Source organism: Streptomyces sp. CNQ329 (assembly GCF_000482585.1).
Window position 1 is genome coordinate 79,153 of record NZ_AXVU01000017.1, and the last position, 24,264, is coordinate 103,416.

The following is a 24,264-nucleotide window of genomic DNA, read 5'->3' on the forward strand; positions in this document are numbered from 1 at the left end:
GGGAGCCCGATGATGACCACTGAGAGCCCTGCACCGCGCCGTACCGCGCTCGACGCCACGCACCGCGCCCTCGGCGCCACCATGACCGACTTCGCCGGCTGGGACATGCCGCTGCGCTACGGCAGCGAGCGCGAGGAGCACCTCGCGGTACGCACCCGCGCCGGCCTCTTCGACCTCTCCCACATGGGCGAGATCACCGTCACCGGCCCCGGGGCCGCCGACCTGCTGGACTACGCCCTGGTGGGCCGGCTCTCCGCCGTGCGCCCGGGCCGCGCCCGGTACACGATGATCTGCCGCGAGGACGGCGGCATCCTCGACGATCTGATCGTCTACCGGCTCGCCGACGAGGAGTACATGATCGTCGCGAACGCCGCCAACGCCCGGGTCGTGCTGGACGCCCTCGCCGAGCGGGCCGCCGGCTTCCCGGGCGCGCGGGTACGGGACGACAGGGACGCGTACGCCCTGATCGCCGTGCAGGGCCCCGCCTCGCCGGCGATCCTCGGCCGGGTCACCGACGCGGATCTGGCCGGCCTGAAGTACTACGCGGGTCTGCCCGGCACGGTCGCCGGCGCCGAGGCGCTCATCGCGCGTACCGGCTACACCGGCGAGGACGGCTTCGAGCTGTTCGTCCGCCCCGCGGACGCGGTCGCCGTCTGGGAGGCGCTGACCGCCGCCGGCGCGGACGACGGCCTGGTACCCTGCGGGCTCTCCTGCCGCGACACCCTGCGCCTGGAGGCCGGTATGCCGCTGTACGGGCACGAGCTGAGCACCGCGCTCACGCCGTTCGACGCCGGTCTCGGCCGGGTCGTCAAGCTCGACAAGCCCGGCGACTTCGTCGGCCGCGAGGCGCTGGAGCAGGCCGCGGGGCGTGCGGCGGCCGAGCCGCCGCGGGTGCTGGTCGGCCTGGTCGCCGAGGGCAGGCGGGTGCCGCGCGCGGGCTACGCGGTGGTGGCCGGCGGGCGGCGGATCGGCGAGGTCACCTCCGGTGCCCCCTCACCCACGCTGGGCAGGCCGATCGCCATGGCGTACGTGGACGCCGCGCACGCCGAGCCGGGGCCCTCAAAGGTCACCGGGGTGGCCGTCGACATCCGCGGCAGCCACGAGCCGTACGAGGTCGTCACCCTGCCGTTCTACAAGCGCCCCTGACCGCTGTGTGGCGGCATTCGACCGTGCCGCCGGCGCCCTGATATGTCACCCCCGTCCGGATCCTGGAGAATCGCCTCATGAGCAACCCTGAGCACCTGCGCTACAGCAAAGAACACGAGTGGGTCGCGACCGACGACGGCGTCGCCACCGTCGGGATCACCGCCCACGCCGCGAACGCGCTCGGCGACGTCGTCTTCGTCCAGCTTCCGGGGGTCGGCGACACGGTCACCGCGGGCCAGTCCTGCGGTGAGCTGGAGTCGACGAAGTCCGTCTCCGACCTCTACGCCCCGGTGACCGGGGAGGTCACCGCGACCAACCAGGACGTCGTGGACGACCCGGCGCTGGTGAACTCCGGTCCGTTCGAGGACGGCTGGCTGTTCAGGGTGCGTGTCGCGGCCGAGTCCGACGAGCTGATGTCCGCCGAGGAGTACACCGCGTTCACCGCGGAGTGACGCTCCGCCGCCGCAGCCCCGCCCGCCCGCGTCCCTCACTTCCACGGAAGGTCCCATGTCCCTTCTGAACGGCTCGCTCCACGAGGTCGACCCCGAGGTCGCCGCCGCCGTGGACGCCGAGCTCAAGCGCCAGCAGTCCACCCTCGAGATGATCGCCTCGGAGAACTTCGCCCCGGTCGCCGTGCTGGAGGCGCAGGGCTCGGTCCTCACCAACAAGTACGCCGAGGGCTACCCCGGCCGCCGGTACTACGGCGGCTGCGAGTACGTCGACATCGCCGAGGAGCTGGCCCGTGAGCGCGTCAAGGCGCTCTTCGGCGCCGAAGCCGCGAACGTGCAGCCGCACTCGGGCGCGTCGGCGAACGCGGCGGCGATGGTCGCCGTACTGGAACCCGGCGACACGATCCTGGGCCTGGATCTGGCCCACGGCGGGCACCTGACCCACGGCATGAGGATCAACTTCTCCGGCAAGCTCTACGACGTGGCGGCCTACCACGTCGACGCCGAGACCGGCCTGGTGGACATGGCCGAGGTTGAGCGGCTGGCCAAGGAGCGGCGGCCGAAGCTGATCATCGCCGGCTGGTCGGCGTATCCGCGGCAGCTCGACTTCGCCGCCTTCCGCCGGATCGCCGACGAGGTCGGCGCGCTGCTGATGGTCGACATGGCGCACTTCGCCGGGCTGGTGGCCGCCGGCCTGCACCCCAGCCCCGTGCCGTACGCGGACATCGTCACCACGACGACACACAAGACGCTCGGCGGCCCGCGCGGCGGGGTGGTCCTGTCCCGCCAGGCCCTCGCGAAGAAGATCAACTCGGCGGTCTTCCCCGGCCAGCAGGGCGGGCCGCTGGAGCACGTGATCGCGGCCAAGGCGGTGGCGTTCAAGATCGCCGCTTCGGAGGAGTTCAGGGAGCGGCAGCGGCGCACACTGGACGGCGCCCGGATCCTGGCCGAGCGGCTGCTGCGGGACGACGCGCGCGCGGCCGGCGTCTCGGTGCTCTCCGGCGGCACGGACGTCCACCTGGTCCTGGTCGACCTGCGCGCCTCCGAGCTGGACGGCCAGCAGGCCGAGGACCGGCTCCACGAGATCGGCATCACCGTCAACCGCAACGCGGTCCCCGACGACCCCCGTCCGCCCATGGTCACCTCCGGCCTGCGCATCGGCTCGCCGGCGCTGGCCACCCGCGGCTTCACCACCGCGGACTTCGAGGAGGTCGCCGACGTCATCGCCGAGGCCCTCACGGCGCCCCCCACCCGCTGGGGTTCCGGAGATCCGCAGACGGCCGCCCTCACCGCCCGGGTCACGGCGCTGGCGCAGAAGCACCCGCTGTACCCCGGCCTGTAGCCCGCACGGCCGGGCGGCCCGGCGCGCCGCGACGGCGCGGGCCGCCCGGCCCGGGGACGTACGCTCGACACCGTCGCACCACGCACCTCGCACGCCCCACGAAAGGACAAGGGAGTCCCGAGTGGCCATCTCCGTCTTCGACCTCTTCTCGGTGGGCATCGGCCCGTCCAGCTCGCACACGGTCGGCCCGATGCGGGCGGCCCGGCTGTTCGCGCGCCGGCTGAAGAACGAGGGCCTGCTGGCCCACACCGCCGCCGTACGGGCCGAACTCTTCGGCTCGCTGGGTGCCACCGGCCACGGCCACGGCACCCCGAAGGCGGTGCTCCTGGGCCTGGAGGGCCACTCGCCGCGCACCGTCGACATCGAGTGGGCCGAGGGCGAGGTGGCGCGCATCCGCACCACCGGGCTTCTGCACCTGCTGGGCGCCGAGATAGGGCCCGACCACGAGATCCCCTTCGACGTCGGCACCGACCTCGTCCTGCACCGTCGCCGCTCGCTGCCCTACCACGCGAACGGCATGACGATGGCCGCGTACGACGCGGACGGCGGGGCGCTGCTGGAGAAGACGTACTACTCGGTGGGCGGCGGCTTCGTCGTCGACGAGGAGGCGGTCGGCGAGGACCGGATCAAGCTCGACGACACCGTGCTGAGGCACCCGTTCCGTACCGCCGACGAGATGCTGCGCCGCACCCGCGAGACGGGGCTGTCGCTGTCGTCGCTGATGCTGGAGAACGAGCGCGCCTGGCGCACCGAGGCGGAGATCCGGGCCGGACTGCTGGAGATCTGGCGGGTGATGCGTGAGTGCGTCGCCAGCGGCACCACCCGCGAGGGCATCCTCCCCGGCGGCCTGAAGGTCCGCCGGCGCGCCGCAGGCGAGGCCCGTCAGCTCCGTGCGGCGGGCGACCCGGCGGCGCACGCGATGGAGTGGGTCACCCTCTACGCCATGGCGGTCAACGAGGAGAACGCCGCCGGCGGCCGGGTCGTCACCGCCCCCACCAACGGCGCGGCGGGCATCATCCCCGCGGTCCTGCACTACGCGGCGGACTTCGTCCCCGGCGCGGACGACGACACCGCCGTCCGCTTCCTCCTCGCGGCGGGCGCGATCGGCATGCTCTTCAAGGAGAACGCCTCCATCTCCGGCGCGGAGGTCGGCTGCCAGGGCGAGGTCGGCTCCGCCTGCTCCATGGCCGCCGGCGGCCTCGCCGAGATCCTGGGCGGCACTCCCGAACAGGTGGAGAACGCCGCGGAGATCGGCATCGAACACAACCTCGGCCTGACCTGCGACCCGATCGGCGGCCTGGTCCAGATCCCGTGCATCGAACGCAACGGCATGGCGGCGGTCAAGGCGATCACGGCGGCCCGCATGGCGCTGCGCGGCGACGGGCAGCACTTCGTCTCGCTCGACAAGGCGATCAAGACGATGAAGGAGACGGGTGCGGATATGAAGGTCAAGTACAAGGAGACAGCCCGCGGCGGGCTCGCCGTCAACGTGGTGGAGTGCTGACAACTACAGCCCCGACCTGCGTTTTTGCGTCTTTCAGGCTGCCAATGGATTTCTGGGTTGCATAACGTTTTGTCCCTGGGATCTCCCTCCTGAAGCTCCCTGGCAGGCCAGCCCGCCCAACGGCGCGCTCTGCTCACCCTGGTGGAAGCAGAGCCGGCTCCGTGCTGGCCACCCGGGCAGATCGCAGGACGGCTGCGCCTGGGGAGTCGCCGCCGATTCCTTGTGCCGGTTTCCGCGCGTTTGCCGAGCAGAGGAATGCCTCGGCTGACGTCGTGGGATGGCGGTGGCGAGCATCCGGCTATCGTTCACAGGGCTTCACGAGCCCCGTCTCATACGCCAGCACCACCACCTGCGCCCTGCTTCCCAGATCTAGCTTCGTCATCGTGCGGTTCAGGTGGGTCTTCACGGTTGCTTCGCTGATGTGGAGGCGATCAGCGATCTGCAGGTTGCTGAGACCCCGCGCCACCAGTTTCAGGACCTCCAGTTCGCGCGAGGTCAGCGCGTCCAGATCTGTTGGCGGTCCCTTGGCAGTCTGGCACGTGTATGCCTCGATAAGGCGGCGTGTGACGCTGGGCGCGAAGAGAGTGTGGCCGCCCGAAACCGCGGATATCGCGGTGAGGAGCCGTTCCGGACCGGAATCCTTGAGCAGGAAACCGGAGGCCCCGACGCGCAGCGCACCGTAGACGTAATCGTCGAGGTCGAAGGTGGTCAGCATCAGGATCCGAGGCACAGGGTCGGCCGCGTGAGCGAGGATGCGTTCGGTGGCCTCGATGCCGTCCATACCGGGCATCCGGATATCCATCAGGATCACTTCGGGGGCTGTCTCGGCGGCCAGGCTGACGGCCTCCGTGCCGTCCCCCGCCTCGCCGACCACCTGGATGCCGGGCGCCGCCTGTAACAGCCCCACGATTCCTGCACGAATTAGGAATTGGTCGTCGACGACCAGGACTGTGGTCATGTTGCGGCATCGTCCCTTTGCACTGCGGTTCGCCCGGAGGTGGGCAGGGTCATCCGCACCACGAAGCCACCCTGGTCTCGGGGGCCCATGCTGATCTGCCCGCCGTAGAGCGCGGCCCGTTCGCGCATGCCTATCAAGCCGTGGCCGCTGCCGGTCGGAAATCCGTCCGAAACGGGGCCCTTTTTCAACCCCTCCCCGGTCTTCCCGTCGTCGGTGACGGTGACGGTCACGTGGTGCCGCCGATAGTGGATTTCGACAGTGGTGGCGGCGTTCCGGGCATGCTTGAGGACGTTGGTCAGCGCCTCCTGGACAACGCGGTAAGCACAGAGGCCGACGCCGGGGGCGAGAGGCCGCGGGGTGCCCTTGATATGGAGTTCGACGGGGACTCCCCCGGCACGTGCGCGATCGATGAGTTCGTCGAGGCGGTCAACGCCGGGCAAAGGCGTCGTGGCGCCACCGGGCATACCCTCCACATCTTCTTCCCGTAACACCTTGAGTATACGGCGCAGTTCGTCGAGGGACTCGCCGCTGGTATCAGCGATAGTGCCGAGCGCGGTGCGGGCGGTCGCCGGGTCCGTGGCGAAGACGAAGCGGGCAAGCCCGGCCTGCACGGAGATCACCGACATGTGGTGGGCGACCACATCGTGCAGTTCCCGTGCAATCCGACCGCGTTCTTCGGCGACCTCGCGCCGGGCCCGCTCGGCCTGCTCTTCCCGGAGTTGCCGGCTGAGTTCGGCAGAGCGGCGGGCGAGGGCGCCGAACCACACGAGGACACCCGAGAACAGCAGCGCCTGGCCGAAGACGGAGAGCATGGCCCGGCTCTCGCTGACCATGCCCGAGTAAAGCCAGCCACTTACCAGTACGCCCCCGCAGGCGACGGCCGTCCGCCCTCGGTACACCGACGCCACCGTGTAAAGGGCAAGCATCGGGCCGAAGGTGACCACCACCGGCCAGTAGCCGACGGTGACAAACGCCGCGCTCGCGATCTGCGTCATACCGAAGACGACGAGGGGCATCCTGCTCCGGAATGCGACAGGCAGATGCGCCAGCGACGCGAGCACTGCGCCGCGTGTGTCCAGGTCCGGCCAGCCCTGCGTCTCCGACTCTCGTCCTAACAGTACCGCCACGCACACCATTACAAACGCGATCACCGTGTCGGCGACGAAGGGACGGGTGAGCACCGCGGCAGCATAACGCCGGTCCCGGCGTGTGGGTCAAACTTTCGCGACACTGCCGCTACCGCGGAGGTTGACCCGTACCGCCAGAGTTCACCGACATCTTCCGCGCTGGGGTGACGCCCGCGCTGCCCGGTTTCCCTACGTTCTCCCACGCGGTCACGTGACCGCAGCCCACAGCCGACTTACCGTGGCGCGATTCCCGGGGCGGTGCCATCAGCTCCCATGTCTCCGCAGATCCGAGCACTCCCCTTCGGGGGATGTCCCTGATCCGGAGGCGGGGCCGGGGCCCCGGGGACGACCGCCGGCGACGTAGCCAACCGAAGCCGCCACCGCCCGCGGCTTCCGTCTCACCGGAAGGCGAGGTTCATGCACAGACGCAGAGGCCGAGCTCACTCCCGGCATGGAACGACGGGTCATACCGACCCCGGACATCCACAACGCGGGCCTGAAGACCATACGTTCCCGGACCCGGCGCACCAGGAGCAGGGCGTCGAGATCCGGAGCCGGCTCCGCAACGAGCTGATGAGTTTCGTCAGCCGCGGAGACGTCGACGTTCAGGCGCCTGACGGGCCTTCATGCCGACGTCCACAGCGTAGCGGGCCGTCGCGTCGCTCCTGTCACCGGTGAGTACCATCCGGCCGTGCATGTGCCGTAGTGGATCTGCGGGACGGAAAGCCTTGAGCATGCGGCGGTGCACGGCCCCCGGAAGTTCCGAGCTCGCATCGTCCGGCCGGCAGGGGACCGAGGACCGGGCGCCGCGTTGAGGACCTGTGCTGAAGGTGAGAATCCTGTCTCCGCTTCTCGACCGCCATCGGGAGAGTACAGACCAGAATGCACAAAAAGAGGGAACGGAACTATGATCTGCAGGTCGGACCACTGCGGGCGCTTGTCACCATAGTGGACCTCGGCGGCTTCGGGCGTGCGGCCAATGCCCTGCACATCACCCAGCCGGCCGTCAGTCAGCAGATACGCCGCCTGGAGTCCCTGATCAAACAGCCGGTGTTCGTCTCCACGGGACGGCGCATGCGCCTGAGTCCGGCGGGCGAGGAACTGTTGGCATACGCGCGCAAGATGATCGAACTGAACGACGAGATGGTCACTCACTTCGCGCCGGTAGCCGGTAGTTCCAGAATCACCCTGGGAATCGCCGACCAATTCAGCGGCATACTGCCCGCGGTGCTGAGCACCCTGAAGCAGCAGGCATCGGGCGTGCAGGTCACAGTCCGGACCGGAATCAGTGAGCTTTTGCTGGAGCAGTTTTCCTGCGGCAACCTGGACCTCGCCATGCTGATCAACATGGACCGAGCGACGCCCGACAGCCGCTTACAGCAGCTCGGCCGCATCCGCTTGTCCTGGTTCGGCCGACCTGTTGTGACTAACAGCCCGGTATTACCTCTGGTGTTGTACACAGAGCCGTCCGCGCTCCGCGACCAGACCCTGCGTGCCTTCAAGGAATGCCAGACCCCCTGGCGAATCGGTTACGAGGGCGCCGAACTGATCGGTCTGTGCGCTGCCATCCAGGCCGGACTCGGCATCGGATGCCTGATCGCCAACGCCGGGGAACTGTGGGACCTGCCGTCCGGCGTCTCCGCGGGGCTTCCCCCGCCGCCTTCGGCCCTGCCGCTCACCCTGGCCGTGTCGGACAACATGCCGGGAGACCTGGCCGAGACCGCCACCAGCGCCGTCCGTCAGGCCGTGAGCCCCTACCCGCTCGATGTTCCGTCCTGATGGGGCCGTGTGGTATCCGACGTCGGGCACCGTCATCGCCGCCACCGCCCGTATGTCCAGACCATCGAGGGCCTTGTCGTCCGCCGGGCGGCTATCCCGCCGTGGCCAGGACCGCGCAGGTGAAGGTGAAGCCCATGCCCGTCCCGATAAGCACGACCTGGTCCCCCGTGCTCAACAGGCCCTCCCGCAGCAGATGGTCGACGCTGAGGATCTGGTCGACCGAACCCAGGTGACCGGTGCGCAGGCCGAGTTCGAAGAGAGTGCGTCTGGGATCGAGGCCCAGCGGCTCGACGAAGCCCGATTCGAAGAGCCTGCGCCCTACGAACGGCGGGACCACCCAGCGGGCCTCGTCCAGGCTGCACCCGGCCTCGTCCAGCGCCCTCGTGACCACCCGGCGCACCGCGTGGACGGACCGCTCACGCGCCTCGCGTGCCGTCATCGTGCCCTCGGCGAAGAAGTCGCGGGCCCGCTGCCTCATCGGCAACGTCTCCACCGCTGTCGGTGACACGCGGTGGAAAGGCTCTCTGCCGCGTTGCAGCCCTTCCAGTGTGCTGTCGGTGTACGAGGACACCGACAGCACACGCAGTCTCCCTCCCCCGCGCCCGAGGAGGGCCGCTGCCGCCCCGTCTCCGAAGGCCATCCCGGAATCGATGTTCCAGCGGTCCACGCCGGGAGACGAGAACCGGTCGGCGACGGTGATGAGTGCAGCGCCGAGGTCGGTGCGGCCGGCGAGCATGCTGCCCGCGATCTCCAGGCAGGCCAACGAGCTGTTGGACAACGCCGACGCCTGGACGGAGAGCGTGTCCAGGGTCTCGCCGAGCAACTGGCGGGCGATCCAGCAGGCGGCCGGCCACATGTCGAGGCCCTGGAAGTAGGTGCTGCCGTGCAGGTGCAGAACTGGCGAAAGGACCGGGCCCGCGGCGTCGAGCGCGTCCCGGCCCGCCCCCACAGCCATCTCGGGAGGGGCCAGGTCCGACACCGCCACCGAGACCGTGCCCGCCTCCCGGGCGTCCTTCTCCGCATACCGGCCCGCGGCGACCTCCCCGGCGACGGAGCGGAGTTCCCCGAGTCGGCTTCCCGTTCCCTTGATCCACAAGTCGTCATACCGCACTGGCCGCGCTCCTCATCCGGTCCCCGCCGCGAACGTGCCGATGCCGTCGACGATCACGGTGCGTACTGCCGGCCGAGCAGCTCACGGGCCACGACCAGCTTGGTCGCGTTGGCGGTGCCGTCGGCCAGTTGCAGCCCGATGACGTCCCGGAGCCGCTGCGCCGCGTACGAGTCGTCCTCGGACCAGCCGAGCTGGCCGAGTGTCAAGAGCGCCTGGTGGGCGGCTTCCGCAGCCGCCTTGGGCGCCCACCACTTCGCCATGTTCGCTTCGATACGGTGGCTCTCACCCCGGTCGTTGCGCGCCAGTGCCTCGTAGGCCAGCAGCCGGGCGGCGCGCAGGAGGGTGGCATGCTCGACGAGCGGGAAGGACACCGCCTGGAACGCACCGATCGGACGGCCGAAGGTTAAGCGCTCGGCGGCGTGCGTGAACGCGGCGCTGAGTGCGGCGTCCGCGGTGCCGACGGCCATCAGAGCGATCAGCGCACGCGAGTAGTCGAACCCCCTCATGACCTGGATGAACCCCAGGCCCGGCCCACCGACGACGTCCTCGGCGCCGACCTTCAGGCCGTCGAAGTCGAGCACGGCTCGCCCGCCGGCCCGGCAGCCCAGGTCCGTCAGTTGCGTCCGGGTCACCCGGTGCTCGTCCAGCTCTGTGTAAAAGGCGGTGACTCCACGCGCGCCCGGCCCGCCGGTGCGTGCGAAGACCAGGGCGTGGGTGGCGTAGACGCCGATCATGATGGAGGTTTTACGGCCGGACAGGACCCAGCCGTCTCCGTCCGGTTCGGCGCGCAGTTCGATGCCGGCCGCATCGGTGCCGTGTTCCGGCTCGGTGAGCGCAAGCGCGACCAGAGCGTCGCCGCGGGCGATGCCGGGCAGCCAGCGCTGCAATTGCTCGTCGGTCGCGTTGGCGTTGAGTACACCGCCGATCAGAGCGGCGTTGAGCACCGGATAGCACACCGCAAGGTCGGCCTTGGCGAGTTCCTCCAGCACCGCGCCGGTGCTCACGGCATCGACGCCGAGTCCGCCGTAAGCCCGCGGGATGCGCAGAGCGAACAGGTGCCGCTGCGCCATGTCCTTCAGCAGCGCGGGGTCGTAAGCACCGCGCCGGTCGTTCCCCCGGTAACCGGGGGCGATCCGCTCGGCCGCGAAGTCCCTGGTCCGATCGCGCAGTTCACGCTGGGGTGCGGTGAGGTCGAAGTCCATGTCCGCTCTCCTCTTCAGTCCGACTGCAACTCGGCACGCAGATGGAACTTCTGGATCTTTCCGGAGGGAGTCTTCGGAAGTGAGTCCACGACCTTGACCCGTTCCGGCCAGTACTGCTTGGCCATCGAAAGGCCGTCGAGGTGCTTCTTGATGTCGTCCAGGGACGGAGCCGTGCCCTCCGGGATCAGTACGGCGCAGGCACGCTCGCCGAGGCGCTCGTCCGGGTAGCCGACGACCGCGACATCGCGTATGGCGGGATGACGCAGCAGCGCGGCCTCCACCTCGGCCACCGGGATGTTCTCCCCGCCGCGGGAGATCACGTCCTTGACGCGGCCGGCGATGCGGATGCCGCCGTAGCCGTCGTCACGTGCCAGGTCCCCGGTGTCGAACCAGCCGTCCGGGGAGAGCGAGGCGGCATACAGCTCGGGCCGCCGGTAATACCCCAGGCACTGGGTCGCGCCGCGTACCTGAAGAGCACCCGCCGTGCCGGGCGGCACCGGCAGCCCGGATTTCCGGTCGGCGATCCTGACCTCCATGCCGGGGATCGGGGTGCCATCGCTCTCGGCCGACCGCAGCTCCGGATCCGTGGGGCGGGTCACCGTGACGCAGCCGTTCTCCGTCATGCCCCACAGTGCGTACACCCGGCAGCCCAGCACCTCACGCGCCTGCTCCACCACGACGGGTGCCACCGGCGCGCTCCCCGTGGCGAATGCGGCGAGGCACGACAGGTCACGGTGCGCCGAACGCTGCGCGGCCGTGAGGTCGACGAGGAAGGTGGGCGCACCCATGAAGAAGGTCACTCCTTCGCGCTCCATGATCTCCAGCATCACCTCCGGGTGCCAGGCGTCGAGTTGCACCGAGGTGCCACCGAGCAGCAGGGGCATGAGGAAGTTCCAGGTGTAGCCGCCCTGATGCGTGGTCGGCGAGCCCATCGCCGTCACGATGTCGGAGGAGAGCGCGAGAACGTCGGCCTGCGCTCTGTTCATGGCGTACAGGGTGTTGTGGCTGTGCACCACGCCTTTGGGCTCGCCCGTGGTGCCGGAGGTGAACATCACCTGGGCGTGGTCGTCCGGGCTCGCTTCGAGGGTGTCGAGCTCAGCCGCGGGGTGCTCGGCCTCCCACTGCCGGCCGATCATGAACGTGTCGAAGTCGAGGACGGCCGCGGGCCGGGAGTCCGTGTCCTCCTGGGCGCTCGCGGCGGCAGGGCTGCCGGCGAAGCCCACCAGTACGCGGTGGCGCAGGGTGGGGACGGCCGCGGCGACCTCGGCGATCATGTCCGCGTAGGAGAAGCCCCGGTAGTCGGCGAAGCCGATGTAGAGGGGGCTTTCGGTGAGGCGGATCATGAACTCTACCTCGCGACGGCGCATGATCGGCACCACCGGGCCGGCGACCGCCCCGATGCGGGCGCAGGCGAGAGCGAGCGCAACGAGCTGCCAGGAGTTGGGCAGTTGGAGAGTCACCACGTCGCCACGGCCGACGCCAAGTTCGAGGAGCGCCCCTGCGAGGCGGTCCACACGCCGGGCGAGTTCGGCGTACGTCAGCTTCTCCGGCTCCTTCCCGCCGGTGGAGCAGCAGATGAGTGCGGTCTTCTCCGGGTGGTTGTGCACCGCGCGCCGGAGGTCGTCCAGGAAGGTCTCCTCACGCCACCAGCCAGCCCGTCGATAGAGCTCGGCGTCGGCGGCCGGCTGCGTCCTGTCCGCTGCCATGTACCGGTGCTCCTTTCCTGCCGTCGTCGAGTCCGTCGTCATACGCCGATCACCTCTCTGGCCCGCGCCGCGACCGCCCCGGAAGTGATACCGGCCTGCTCCAGCTGGTACTGCTGACCGCCCGACACGGAGGCGAACGCGTCCGGCATGCCCACCCGGCTCACCGTGACGGCCGGCAGTTCGGACAGCGCCTCCGCGACGGCACCGCCGAGCCCTCCGCTCTGCCAGTGCTCCTCTACGGTGATGACCCTCCCGGTCGCCTCGGCGGCAGCCTTGAGGGCCTCGCTGTCCAGGGGTTTGACGGTGTGTGCGTTGAGGACGGCGGCGGCGATGCCGTCCGCCGTCAGCAGGTCGGCCGCTTCCAGCGCCGTGTGCACGGGGTACGTACCGCAGGCGACGAGCGTGATGTCGCCGCCCTCACGGAGCACCTGCATCCTCCCGATCCGCACCGGCGGCGCGTCGGCGGGCAGGTCGGGTGTGGCGTTGCGGCCCAGGCGCAGGTACACGGGCCCCGGCAGGTCCAGGGACTGGCGGAAGAGATGCTCCGTGGTGGCCGCGTCCGAGGCGACAAGCACGGTCATGTGCGGCAGCAGCCGCATGACGGCCACGTCCTCCAGCGAGTGGTGTGTCGGCCCGAGATGGCCCGCCGAGACACCGGAGTGGGTGCTCGCGATACGCACCGGCAGGTTGTTCAGGGCGATGTCAAGCTTCACGGCCTCCAGTGCCCGGGTGGCGGCGAACGTCGCCATCGTGTTGACAACAGGGAGGTAACCCCGTTTGGCGAGCCCGGCGGCAGCACCCATGAGGGTGTGCTCGGCGATGCCGAGGTTGATGTAGCGGTCCGCCACGCCTTCCAGGTCGACGCCGTTGAACAGGCCGGTGTCGGTGTCCAGGCAGACCAGTCGCCCGTCGCCGGGCATCAGCTCCAGCAGGGTGTCCCGGAAGACCTCTCGCGATGAACGGGCCTTTCGCGGCGCGCGCGCGTCGGCGACCGTCGTGGCCTTGGTCATGTCGCGTTCCTCCGTGCGGTCGTGCGCAGGGCGTTCAGGGCACGGTCGCGCTGCCGCTCACCGAGCCGGGCGAAATGGCTGCGTACCTGTCCCTCGACGAAGGGCAGCCCCTTGCCCTTGACGGTCCTGGCGATGACCACGGTGGGTTTGCCCGACTCGCCGGGTGCGGTCAGTACGGCGACGAGCGCGCCGAGGTCGTGGCCGTCCACCTCGATGGCGTGCCAGCCGAAGGCGCGCCATCGATCGGCCAGCGGCTCCAGCGGGACGACGTCCTCGGTGGCACCGGTGATCTGCAGGCCGTTGCGGTCGATCACCGCTGTCAGCCCGTCGAGCCGCTGCGCGCTCGCCGCCATCGCCGCCTCCCAGACCGAGCCCTCCTGGAGCTCGCCGTCACCCATGACGACGAAGCACCGCCGTCCGTTGCCGTCGATCCGGTCGGCCAGGGCCAGGCCCACCCCCAGTGCGAGACCGTGCCCCAGCGAGCCGGTGGGCATCTCGACGCCCGGGATCTTCGGGTGCGGGTGCGCCATGAAGTCACTGCCCGGCACGCCGTACTCGGCAAGACGCACCACGGGGAAAAACCCGCGCTCGGCGAGGGCGGCGTACAGCCCGACGCCTCCGTGTCCTTTGCTCAGCAACAGGATGTCGCGCTCAGGGTGGTCGGGGTGGTCGGGATCGATGCGCAGCACGCCGAAATACAGTGCGGTAAGGATCTCCACGAGGGACATGGAGCCGCCGAGATGGCCGCCCTCCCGGCTGGCACACAGTTCCACGATGTGCTCGCGGATGCGGCCCGTCGCCTCCCTCCACTGGTCCGTTCCGCCGGAAGCGGGCCCCCGGTCCCTCCCTGTGAGTACATCACTCATCTTTTGCTCCTCCGTCCCGCCGAATCCCGTCAGTGGGGATGCAGACCGGTGAATTCCAGACCGAGGTGCTCAGGCCAGCCGAATCGGATGTTCATCGCCTGTACGGCGTTTCCCGCACCGCCCTTGACCAGGTTGTCGAGTGCACCGACCAGCAGCGCATGCGGCGTCTCCGGCTCAAGAGCGAAGCCGACGTCGCAGAAGTTGGAACCGGCGAGCAGCTTCGGGTCGGGCAGCCGGTGCATGCCGCGGCGCTCGGCCACGACGCGCACGAACGGCTCGTCGCGGTAGCAGGTCCGGTAAGCGGCACGCACGGTTCGTTCGTCCGCCGGGACGGTGAGCTTGGCCCGGCACAGTACCTGGACCCCGCGGACAGCCTCCACACCACTGGCGGTCATACGCACGGTCAGCCCGGTGGCCTGCTGTATCTCCGCCTCGTGCCGGTGCCGGGTCGGAGCGAACACCCGGAGTGCTCCGCTGCGTTCGGCATGCAGGTTGGCCGGCCCCGCCGTGGCCCCCGAACCGCTGGAGCCCGTTCTGGCATCGACCGCCACCTCGCCGTCGAGTAGTCCTTCCCGAACGAGAGGGTGCAGGGCGAGGATGGCCGCAGTGGCCATGCAACCCGGCACGCTGATCCGTCCCGCGCTCTTCAGTTCGACGCGGTGCAACTCCGGCAGGCCCGTGACGAACGACTCGATCACGCCGGCCGCCTCGTGCGGGACCCCGTAGTACTCCTCGTACACCTTGGCGGAGTGCAGCCGGAAATCACCCGAGAGATCGATGACGACCTCGGCACGGTCAAGGAAATACGGCATACGGCGCATGGTTTCCCGGTGTGCACCGGCCAGGAACAGCACATCGTACGTACCCAACTGCTCCGGCCTGCAGAAACGCAACTCGGTGCGTTTACGCAGGTTCGGGTGCACACCGTCCACCGGGCGGCCCGCGAAACTCTTCGAGGTCACCGTGGAAAGTTCGACCTCCGGGTGCCCCAGGAGCAGACGCACCACTTCCCCGCCGATGTATCCCGCGCCGCCGGCAACGGCTGCTTTCATCATGCGGCAACCGTGGACACGACGTGCTCGACGATGCGGTCGGCAACGTCCACCCGGCCTTTCTGGGCCTGCTGGAAACCAGTGAACTCCACTCTGTGATTCACCTCAAGCACGAACATACGGCCCTCCGCGTCTTCCAACAGGTCGACACCTGCGATATCGGCACCGACGGCCCCGGCCGCGGCGACCGCGAGCTTCTGCTGCTCTGCACCGAGCGGACAGAATTCACTGAGAGCACCACGAGCGACGTTTGTCCGCCATTCCGCACCGCGTCGGTATGTGGCGCCGAGCGCCTCACCGCCCACCACCACAACTCGGATATCCCGGTCCGGCTTGGGGATCAGTTGCTGCACATAAACGATATGGGACTGCGGTGCCGGAAACGCCGCAATGTGTTCGAGCACGGCGACCGCCGTCTCCCTGGAGTCGATAGCGGTCACGAGCCGCCCCCAGGAGCCGACCAGCGGTTTGATGACGGCCGGATAACCGATCTCTTCGAGGGCGGACAGCGCGGCCTGCGGGGTCATGGCCAGGGCGGTGCGCGGGGTGGGCAGTCCGCACCGCGCAAACGCCGTGGAGGAGCGCCACTTGTCGCCGCAGACCGCTGTGGTGGCCGCCGAGTTGAACACCCTGGCCCCCAGCGCTTCCAGGGCGGCAGCCGAATAGCTCGCCCGATAATGGCCGATCTCGCGGTTGAGTACGGTACGCGGTGGCGTGGCCCCGTCCAGCGGGACGGCCAGCTCGCGGGTGTCAACGACCTCGTAGCCGACGCCGCGCCGCTCGAACGCCGCCACTAAGCGCTTTTCTTCGGTCCGTATACGCGAGGCCAACAAGACGACATCGGGTGCGGTTGCTCTCATGTCTTCGATTCCCTGCCAGAAATCCCTCCCGACTACTCACCCCAGTCCTCTTCGACTTCCGGGGCTTTTGTGAGGGTCGCGGGATCGACCCCGACAACCTCAAGCTCAGCACGGCACTCGACGCATTCGACGATCTCACTCACACGAACGTCCGGGTCCATCTGCACCTGTGCTTCACAATCCGGGCAGGCGGCGACTGTCATGACATCCTCCCACGCATGCGATCGACCTGAATTCTCAACCAGTGCTCAACCTTGCCTGAAAAGCCGCAGGACAGGGAGGAACTCCGGTCCGACGGCACACGAACGGTACCCACAGGAGTGGGATATACGCCAATCAGAAATGCTTCTGACTTTGATCAGCCCTGCTTATCGCAGAAGACATAAGCACGATTCATCAACACCATAAGCATCCGTGGAAGAGACGCAACTTGCTGTCATGTTGCCGGCATCCGGAAATCATCTATAGTCGCATTGCCCAGGAACGATCCCCCTGCGGGTTGCTCGTATCCACAATCCTTCGGCTATGCGTGAATTTCTCGCCCCCGTCGGCCAAGTGCACCGGCAGAGACCGGAAGGTGACTTCTGCCCGGCCATCGGGGACAACTACCCGTAAGCACATCCGGGCCCACCCAGGCCGCCCCAAACAAACTGCGGAGAGCACATGCAAGGAACGACAAAGGGAATGGCGACCGGCCCTGCCCTCATCGAGCCGGTTCGCGTCAGTCTCGCCGATCCCGCGGTCAGGGAGCACAGCCCGGGCGAGGAGTTCGCCAGGACCGTCCAGGGCAAGAGTCCGGACAAGGACGTCGTCGTGCCCTTCAGGGCTCATCTGCCCGCGGTCTTCCCCCTGTTCGCCACCCGTCCCCGGTACGCGGTCCGGCACCTGATGAAGACCGCGTCGGTATCCGATGGTCCGGGGCTGTATGTGCACGAGCCCCCGGCCCATACCACCGGAGCCTCCGGCACGTCGTACGCCACCACACCGGAGGCCCGCTTCGCCCCCTGCCTGAAGACGGCCGACCTCAGCGACCTGGCGGTGTCGGTGCCGCTGCCCGCCGGGCTGATTCACGAACCCGCGCTGCTGGCCCCGTTCGTCGACTACCGGGTGCTCGTCAGACTGTCCGCCGTCGAGAACGAAGCCCTGCTGCACGGTACGGCGGACAAGGCGATACCCGGGCTGCTGTCGCTTCCCGACTCACGTACCCGCACCCTCGGCGACGACCTGGTGGCGGCGATCACCGGCGGAGCGGCCGAGGTCGAGGAGACCGGCGGTTCGTGCGACGGCATCGTCGTCCATCCCTTCACCTACTGGGAGTTGGTCGGCCGGGGCGCCCTCCGGCTGCTGAACGAGGCCGGCATCACGGTGTCGCGTACCCGGATGATCCCACGCACCCAGGTGCTGCTCGGCGACTTCAGGGCCGCCGCCACCCTGCTGGTGCCCGAAGTCGCGTCACTGGCACTGCGCAGGGGCGCGGGGCCCGACGGCACCGACATGATCGAGGCCACCACCCGCGTGGGCCTGGCCGTTCATCTGCCCCAGCACTTCCTGCTGCTGTCACAGGGCTGACTGCGGCCCAGCGGAACCGGACAGCCGGAAAGGAACCCTCGCCACCATGACCGACCAGTACCCCCGCATCCTCTACATCACCGGATGGATGCGTAGCGGCAGCACGCTCGTGGGCAACGTTCTCAACGAGTTGCCCGGGGTTCTGCACGCGGGAGAGCTGCATTACCTCTGGGAGAACGGGCTCCTCGCCTCCGGCACCAACTCCGTGTGCGGCTGCGGCGATCACCTGACCGGCTGCCCCCTGTGGTCGGCGGTGCTCGACTCCCTGCCGGGCGGCGTCACCGCAGCGGACGCACACCGTATGGTCATGCGGCAGCACGCCCTGCTGCGCACCCGTCACACCAGGACCAGGCTTGCGGAAGCGCTGGGCAGGACGGCACCCGCACCGGGGGTTGCGGACGTTCTGGACCGCACCGCCGACATTTATCACGCACTTCGTTCCAGGGGCGGGGAACGACTCATCGTCGACGGCTCGAAGTTCCCCGCGGAGGCCGCGGCTCTGTGTGGGCGGGCCGACCTCGACGTGCGCATCCTGCACATGGTGCGTGATCCGCGTGCCACGGCCCTGTCGTACCAGCGGGCCAAGGACTACATTCCGGCGCTGTCCCCGGCGCGCAGCAGCGCCTACTGGACAGCCTTCAACCTCGCCTCGGAAGAGGTCGCCGCTGCCGTCCGAGGCAGGTGTCTGCGGCTCAGACACGAGGACCTGTGCCGAGAGCCCCGGAAGGTGATGCTCCAGGTGCTGCGTTTCCTGGACCTCGGCGACGAACCGCCCGTCGATGCGGACGGCACCGTCCACCTCGCCGGCAACCACACGGTGACCGGCAATCCTGACCGGCTGCGCACGGGCAGGACCGTGATCCGGCCCGATGAACGGTGGCGCACCGGGCTGCCGGCCGCGCAGCTCACGGCGGCCACGGCGTTCGCCGCGCCGCTCCTTCACCGGTACGGCTACCCGCCGACGCCCCGGGGACGGTGAACCAGGGTCGCGAAGTCCGTCACTGACATCACAGAGAGAGCAGGAAGCACAGCACATGGATCTTGGACTGGAGGGGCGCGTGGCGGCCGTCGCGGCGTCGAGCAGCGGACTCGGTCTCGCGGTCGCCGGGGCACTGGCCGCGGAGGGGGCGCACGTCTCCATCTGCGGCAGGGACCCGGAGAAACTGGCCCGCGCGCACGCGGAGCTGGCGGACCGCGGAGCCGGCCGGGTGCTCAGCACCGTGGTGGATCTCAGCGACGAGGACGCCGCCACGGGCTGGGTGCTGCGCACCGCCGTGGAGCTGGGCGGGCTTCACGTCCTGGTGACCAACTCCGGCGGGGTGCCGTTCGGCCCGGTGGAGGACTTCTCGGTCGGCGAGTACCGCAGGGCGATCAACGACAACCTGCTGCCGCACGTCTCGCTCTCCCTCGCCGCCAAGCCCCATCTCCTCCAGGCGGGCTGGGGCCGCATCATCATGATCACCTCCGAATCGATCCGTGAGCCCAGCACCGCCAGCGGCCTGTCCTCCGTCTCCCGGCTCGGGGTGCTGGGCTTCGTGAAGGGCTTGGTCCACGCCCTCGGCGCCAACGGTGTCACCGTGAACGTGCTGGCCCCCGGGTTCCACCGGACGCCCATCCTCGACAAGCAGTTCGGCGCGGAGGTCGAGGCCCGGCTCGCCGAGGTGGCCCGGAAGCTGCCGCTGGGCAGAATCGGCCGGGCCGAGGATCTGGGCGCACTTGTGGCCTTCCTCGCCAGCGAGCAGGCCGCGTACGTGACCGGTGCCGTGCTGGTCGCGGACGGAGGCAAGACACGTGGCGTCGGCTGACGGAGGGGGAGGTGACCTCGGCTGGCGGGCACGCCGGCCCCGCGGCGGCGGCCGGGGCTCAGGGGTGGATTCGTACGTTCGCGGGAGTGGCGGCCGCGCTGCTGTGTACCTTCACCTCGTTCGGCATGGTCATCCCGGTGATCCCGAGGCTGGTCACCGAGCAACTGGGCGGGTCGCCCCTCGGGGTCGGGGCCGCGTTCACCTCCTCGGGTGTGGTGGCACTGCTGGTGCGGCCGTATGCGGGCCGGCTCGCGCAGCGGCGGGGCAGCCGGCAGGTGATGATGTCCGGCGCCGGGCTCGTCGTGGTGACCGGGGGCATGTACGCGTTGCCCTTCGGCCTGCCGGGGCTGCTGGCGGCCCGCCTGGTCATGGGGGTGGGAGAGGCGCTGCTGTTCACCGCCGGCTCGGTGTGGACGGTGCACCTGACGCCGCCGGAACGGCGCGGTCAGATCGTGGGCTACTACGGTCTGGCCATGTGGACCGGCCTCACGGTGGGGCCGGTGCTCGGCGAGGTTCTCTTCCGCGTCGGCTCGTACGGCACAGTCTGGATCACCGTCGCCCTCCTGCCCGCCGTCGCGGTGGTGCTGCTGGTGCCGCTGGCCGATACACCACGGCTCGGTACCGCCGTCTCCACCCGGCTGCTGCCGCCGTCGTCGGTACTCCCCGGGATCTCACTGGGCTGCGGCGCGTTCGGGTACGCCGCCGTGGCGAGCTTCGGGGCGCTGACGCTCACGTCCCGTGGCATCGGGAACGGATCGATGCTGATCAGTCTGTTCAGCATCGCGTACGTCGCGATGCGGCTGGTCGCCGGACGCGCTCCGGACCGCCTGGGACCGCTATCGGTGATCGTCTTCTCCGCATCGGTCGAGGCGGCCGGCATGCTGCTCATCGCCTTCGCCTCCTCGCTGTGGATTGCGGCGGCGGGGGCGCTGATCGCGGGAGCCGGCTTCACGCTGCTCTACCCGGCTCTCGCGCTCATCACCATCGACACCACCCCGGAGGCGGAACGCGGAGCCGCCCTCGGTGCGCTCACGTCCTGCTTCGACGTCAGCGTCGGCGTCGTGGGCCTGCTGGGCGGGGCCCTGGCCGAGGTGAGCTACACGGCGACATTTCTCCTGTCCGCGCTGGCCGTACTCGGATCGCTCCTCAGCGGCACTGTGGCAGCACGACGCCACGCCCCGGGACGCTCAGCGGCGCACTGAACTACCAGTGATCGCCCACCGAATGAAGGGAACGTCCCATGCCTGCCCTGGGAGAGGTTGCCAGCGCCGGCGACGCCGCGTTGTACGTGGTGAAGCTGGGAAGTGCGACATTGGCGCACAACGCCGTCTTCGACGAACTGCTCGACCTGCACCGACGCAGCGCACGACTGCTCGTCGTCGTCGGCGGGGCGGCGGGGATCACCGAGTACTACCGGCGCATCGGCCGCGAGGTCCGCTCGGTCACACTGCGGGGCGGGAACGAGGTCAGATACTGCCCGCCCGACGAGCTGCCGTACCTCGTGGCCGCCTACGAGCAGATCACTCTGCCGCGCGTCGAGGAACAACTCGGCACGCGGGGTCTGTCGGTCTTCGCGACGGTGGCGCACAAGGGCCCTCTGGTACGCGCCGATGTGGGCGGCCCGCTGCGGGTGACGGACGGAGGCAGGACGCGTCTGATCCGCGACCACCGTGCGGGCACGATCCGCGACGTGGCCGCGGACCGTCTCGAAAGCCTGCTCAGAGCCTTTGACGTGGTGTGCATCGCACCTCCGGTAGCCGATGCGGCCCTGGGCACCCCGCTGAACGTGGACGCCGATGTCCTCGCCGCTGAAACCGCCAAGGCTCTCGACGCGGATCATCTGCGCCTGGTCACCGGCACGGCGGGTCTGCTCACCGATCCGAGCGCGCCGGTGAGCACGCTGCGCCACGCCGCCCGTGGCGAAGGCGGGGGTTACGCCGGCGGGCGGATGCGGCAGAAGGTCAGGGCAGCGGAAACCGCCCTCGACGGCACCTGCGATGTGGCGATCACCGGCCCGCACACCCTGTCGACGGCCCAGGGCACCTGGTTCTGGCGGGCCCCGGCGCCCGCACCGGATCTCAGCCTGCTGGCCAGGGCGGTCGAGATCTCCTCGGTCTCCAACGACGAGTCAGCACTCGCCGAGTTCCTCACCGGGTGGTGCGCGGAGCGCGGAATCCCGGCTCGGATCGACTCCGCGGGCAATTTCGTGGCCACGCGGGGCTCGGGCCCTCGCCGTCTGCTGATGCTCGGCCATATCGACACCGTTCCGCACCGGTGGCGGGTGGGCTGGGACGGCGATGTGCTCTCGGGGCGGGGCAGCGTCGACGCCAAGGCGAGCCTGGTGGCCTATCTCCAGACCCTCGCGGACCTGGATGTTCCGGACCATGCCCGGGTGCAGGTGGTCGGGGCGGTCCAGGAAGAGACCACCGGGGCGGGCGCCTTCCACGTCCGCGACCACTACCCGGCCGATGCGGTGATCGTCGGAGAGCCGAGCGGTGCCGCGGCGCTGACCATCGGCTACTACGGTCTGGTCAAGGTGCGCTTCAGCGTCTCGGAGCACACCGAGCACACGGCGGGACAAGGTGTCCGTACCGCTGGCGACCGCATGGTCGAGGTACTGCGGGCGACCCGCGCGGCGGTCGAGCGACTCGACCCCGAGGCACTCACCGCCGTCCTCGGCATCCGTGCCCTGAACGAGGGCGATCTCCAGACCGGCGAGGCCGTGGTGGACGTCCGGGTCCCGCCGCGTCTCGACGAGGGCGAGCTGCTGGCCGCGCTGGAGAAGGCGACGGCCGAACCGGTGCGCCTCGACGTGCTGCGGGCCACCCCGGGGGTGTCCACAGCACGGTCCGCTCCCCTGGTGAGGGCGTTCCAGCGAGCCTTCCGGACAGCGGGGTCGAGCCCCCGCTACCTGATGAAGAAGGGCAGCAGTGACATGAACACCCTGGCGACGACCTGGCGCGGGGTGCCGATGGTCGCCTACGGCCCCGGCGACTCGAAGCACGACCACACGCCGCACGAACGGCTACCGGCGCCGGAGTTCCGCCAGGCGCGGACAGTGCTGGCCGGGGCCGTCCGGGAGTGGCTTTCGCTTCCGGTGGCCCGGGGAGAGCAGTGCACCCAGTGAGAGTGGAACACCAGGAGGACACACGTGGAACACCATGCGGCAGGCCGCACGGGTCAGCGGCCGCTGAGGTACGCGGCCTACATCAACGGGAAGGATGTCGAAGGGCTCTCCGGGGCGTATCTGCACACGGTGACCGCCCGGACCATCCTGGAGGACACCTTCGCCGGCCTGAAGCTCAAGCATGACCTGGACACGGGCCGAGTCGATCCGCGCACGGCGGGCGGCCGTGTCATCGGCGGATGCGCGGTGGCCGACGAGACGATGCTGACGGAGGCGATCGGGGCAGCGGCGGACGCAGCCCCCGTCTGGGCTCGCTCCACCATGCAGGACCGGTGGCAACTGGCGCACCGCATGATCGAACTGCTCCGGGAACACCGGGACGTGCTCGTCGAGATTCTGGTCGCCGAGGGCCAGCCGATCTCCTCGGCACGGGCGATGATCGACAGCTATCCGCTCGCAGGCTGGAGTGAGGAGACACTCCAGTGGTGCGCGGCCCAGTTGCACCACAGCCGCCGGGACGGCAACCGGGAGAGGATCGTGCGCCGGGTGCCGGACGGCGTGGTCTGCGTCAATCCACCGCAGAACGCGGCCGCTCCGAATGCGCTGTTCGGAGCGACCGCCCTCCTGGCCGGGAACACCCTGGTGGTCCGGGCGCCGCGCAGTGTTCCCCTCGGTGTGACATTCGCGATGCGCGAAGTGGTGGCGCCCGCGCTGGAGGAGATCGGCGCCCCGCCGGGCACCCTCAACGTCCTGTGCGGACCGCCCATGCTTGAGCCCTGGCTGGCCCACCCCCGGGTCAACGACGTCGTCTACATCGGCGGCAGTGCCAAGGGCCTGGCCTTCGAGCGGGAGGCCATCGCCGCCGGCAAGAAGCCCATTCTGGAACTTGCGGGCAACGACGCAAGCGTGGTCTGGCGGGATGCCGACCTGGCCGATGCGGTGCGCAGTCTCACCGAGTGCTTCTCGCAGTCCGGGCAGATCTGCAATCTCCCCAACCACGTGATCGCCCACCCTGCGATAGCGGATCGGCTGATCGAGCGCCTGTCGGCCGCCGCCCGCGAGATCCGGCCAGGCTTCCCCGACGACCCCGACGTCGTCCTCACCCCGGTCCTCATGTCCGAAGGCTTCTTCGCCGCCATCACCGACGCCCTCGCCAAGGGCGCGACCCTCGTCGAAGGCGGCCGCAGACTCGAAGTGGACGGCTCGCCCTCCGACACGGGTCTGTTCCTGGAACCGACGGTGCTGCGCGTCGACGGACTCCAGGATGCCCGCTCGCTCGACGCCGTAAGAAACGAGACCTTCTTTCCGCTGCTGCCGGTAATCGTGCCAGAACACGGCACGGACGACGAACTGCTCGACCGGATGGTGTCCTTCCTCAACGGCAACGCCTACGGCCTGCGCAACTCTCTGTGGGCGCGCAACTCGGCGGTCATCGACCGGTTCGTTCAGGAGGTGACCAACGGCGGCATGCTCAAAGTGAACGAATCACACAGCAGTTTCCTGCCGCTGCTGCCCACACATGGCGGCACCGGCCTGACCGGCGGCTCGTTCGGCGAGGCCAATTACCTCATGCTGCGCACGACCCATCTGCAGGGTGTGAGTGTCGTACGCCCAGCCGGATGATCCGTGCACCCACCCGTGCGGACCTTCC

General features: G+C 69.4%; 21 protein-coding genes. 11 read left to right on the forward strand and 10 right to left on the reverse strand.

All coding sequences use genetic code 11. From position 1 onward, the window contains the following. Positions 1-12 precede the first annotated feature (12 nt). The 4 genes from gcvT (at position 13) to I003_RS0113785 (ending at position 4,441) form a co-directional block, all read left to right on the forward strand. Positions 13-1,146, forward strand: a complete 1,134-nt coding sequence (gene gcvT / locus I003_RS0113770; RefSeq protein WP_106966292.1) for a glycine cleavage system aminomethyltransferase GcvT — start codon at positions 13-15, stop codon at positions 1,144-1,146. Between the two features lie 77 nt (positions 1,147-1,223). Continuing rightward, entirely contained in the window at positions 1,224-1,598 is a 375-nt protein-coding gene (gene gcvH / locus I003_RS0113775) for a glycine cleavage system protein GcvH (protein WP_027772066.1), read from the forward strand. 55 nt (positions 1,599-1,653) lie between these two features. After that, positions 1,654-2,937: a serine hydroxymethyltransferase gene (locus I003_RS0113780; RefSeq protein ID WP_027772067.1), complete on the forward strand. Its 1,284-nt coding sequence runs from the start codon at positions 1,654-1,656 to the stop codon at positions 2,935-2,937. Positions 2,938-3,058: 121 nt separating this feature from the next. Next, entirely contained in the window at positions 3,059-4,441 is a 1,383-nt protein-coding gene (locus I003_RS0113785) for an L-serine ammonia-lyase (RefSeq protein WP_027772068.1), read from the forward strand. A 298-nt stretch (positions 4,442-4,739) separates the two neighbouring features. Here I003_RS0113785 and I003_RS0113790 read toward each other — a convergent pair whose 3' ends face one another. Both I003_RS0113790 and I003_RS0113795 read right to left on the reverse strand, forming a co-directional pair. After that, positions 4,740-5,399 carry a response regulator transcription factor gene (locus tag I003_RS0113790; protein WP_027772069.1) on the reverse strand — a complete coding sequence of 220 codons (660 nt, stop codon included), beginning with the start codon at positions 5,397-5,399 and terminating at the stop codon, positions 4,740-4,742. Beyond that, positions 5,396-6,580, reverse strand: coding sequence for a histidine kinase (locus I003_RS0113795; protein ID WP_027772070.1), 1,185 nt, complete (start codon positions 6,578-6,580; stop codon positions 5,396-5,398). Before I003_RS0113795 ends, I003_RS0113790 begins: the two co-directional genes overlap by 4 nt. An 828-nt stretch (positions 6,581-7,408) precedes the next feature. Here I003_RS0113795 and I003_RS32170 point away from each other — a divergent pair. Continuing rightward, positions 7,409-8,305 (forward strand): LysR family transcriptional regulator, encoded by an 897-nt coding sequence (locus I003_RS32170; RefSeq protein WP_051368233.1) that lies wholly within the window; start codon positions 7,409-7,411, stop codon positions 8,303-8,305. A gap of 91 nt (positions 8,306-8,396) precedes the next feature. Here the strand turns inward: I003_RS32170 and I003_RS0113805 are convergent, their stop codons facing one another. The 8 genes from I003_RS0113805 to lysW are packed head-to-tail and all read right to left on the reverse strand — an operon-like array spanning position 8,397 to position 16,315. Further along, positions 8,397-9,416, reverse strand: a complete 1,020-nt coding sequence (locus I003_RS0113805) for a ketoacyl-ACP synthase III family protein (protein ID WP_027772071.1) — start codon at positions 9,414-9,416, stop codon at positions 8,397-8,399. 53 nt (positions 9,417-9,469) lie between these two features. Further along, positions 9,470-10,618, reverse strand: a complete 1,149-nt coding sequence (locus tag I003_RS0113810; RefSeq protein WP_027772072.1) for an acyl-CoA dehydrogenase family protein — start codon at positions 10,616-10,618, stop codon at positions 9,470-9,472. A gap of 14 nt (positions 10,619-10,632) precedes the next feature. Continuing rightward, complete coding sequence (locus I003_RS0113815) at positions 10,633-12,324, reverse strand: AMP-binding protein (RefSeq protein ID WP_106966290.1); 1,692 nt, start codon at positions 12,322-12,324, stop codon at positions 10,633-10,635. Positions 12,325-12,362: 38 nt separating this feature from the next. Beyond that, entirely contained in the window at positions 12,363-13,334 is a 972-nt protein-coding gene (locus I003_RS0113820) for a transketolase C-terminal domain-containing protein (RefSeq protein ID WP_027772074.1), read from the reverse strand. After that, positions 13,331-14,200 (reverse strand): transketolase, encoded by an 870-nt coding sequence (locus I003_RS0113825; protein WP_078564002.1) that lies wholly within the window; start codon positions 14,198-14,200, stop codon positions 13,331-13,333. Before I003_RS0113825 ends, I003_RS0113820 begins: the two co-directional genes overlap by 4 nt. Before the next feature lie 29 nt (positions 14,201-14,229). Continuing rightward, a complete protein-coding gene (gene argC / locus I003_RS0113830) occupies positions 14,230-15,255 on the reverse strand; it encodes an N-acetyl-gamma-glutamyl-phosphate reductase (RefSeq protein WP_027772076.1) in 1,026 nt (341 codons plus the stop codon). Continuing rightward, positions 15,252-16,112 carry a RimK family alpha-L-glutamate ligase gene (locus I003_RS0113835; protein WP_027772077.1) on the reverse strand — a complete coding sequence of 287 codons (861 nt, stop codon included), beginning with the start codon at positions 16,110-16,112 and terminating at the stop codon, positions 15,252-15,254. Before I003_RS0113835 ends, argC begins: the two co-directional genes overlap by 4 nt. A 32-nt stretch (positions 16,113-16,144) precedes the next feature. Further along, entirely contained in the window at positions 16,145-16,315 is a 171-nt protein-coding gene (gene lysW, locus I003_RS34805) for a lysine biosynthesis protein LysW (RefSeq protein WP_078564004.1), read from the reverse strand. Between the two features lie 481 nt (positions 16,316-16,796). Here lysW and I003_RS0113845 point away from each other — a divergent pair, with 481 nt between their 5' ends. The 6 genes from I003_RS0113845 to I003_RS0113870 all read left to right on the forward strand — a co-directional run bounded on the left by I003_RS0113845 (position 16,797) and on the right by I003_RS0113870 (position 24,236). After that, the gene (locus I003_RS0113845) at positions 16,797-17,681 is read left to right on the forward strand and encodes a family 3 encapsulin nanocompartment shell protein (RefSeq protein ID WP_027772078.1); all 885 of its coding nucleotides are present in this window, start codon (positions 16,797-16,799) and stop codon (positions 17,679-17,681) included. A gap of 46 nt (positions 17,682-17,727) precedes the next feature. Beyond that, complete coding sequence (locus I003_RS32175; RefSeq protein WP_037720823.1) at positions 17,728-18,660, forward strand: sulfotransferase; 933 nt, start codon at positions 17,728-17,730, stop codon at positions 18,658-18,660. A gap of 55 nt (positions 18,661-18,715) precedes the next feature. Then, positions 18,716-19,486 carry an SDR family oxidoreductase gene (locus I003_RS0113855; protein ID WP_027772079.1) on the forward strand — a complete coding sequence of 257 codons (771 nt, stop codon included), beginning with the start codon at positions 18,716-18,718 and terminating at the stop codon, positions 19,484-19,486. Between the two features lie 86 nt (positions 19,487-19,572). Beyond that, entirely contained in the window at positions 19,573-20,688 is a 1,116-nt protein-coding gene (locus I003_RS32180; protein ID WP_051368234.1) for an MFS transporter, read from the forward strand. A gap of 38 nt (positions 20,689-20,726) precedes the next feature. Continuing rightward, positions 20,727-22,613 carry a M20/M25/M40 family metallo-hydrolase gene (locus tag I003_RS0113865; protein ID WP_051368235.1) on the forward strand — a complete coding sequence of 629 codons (1,887 nt, stop codon included), beginning with the start codon at positions 20,727-20,729 and terminating at the stop codon, positions 22,611-22,613. Positions 22,614-22,742: 129 nt separating this feature from the next. Beyond that, the gene (locus tag I003_RS0113870; protein WP_051368240.1) at positions 22,743-24,236 is read left to right on the forward strand and encodes an aldehyde dehydrogenase family protein; all 1,494 of its coding nucleotides are present in this window, start codon (positions 22,743-22,745) and stop codon (positions 24,234-24,236) included. Positions 24,237-24,264: the final 28 nt, after the last annotated feature.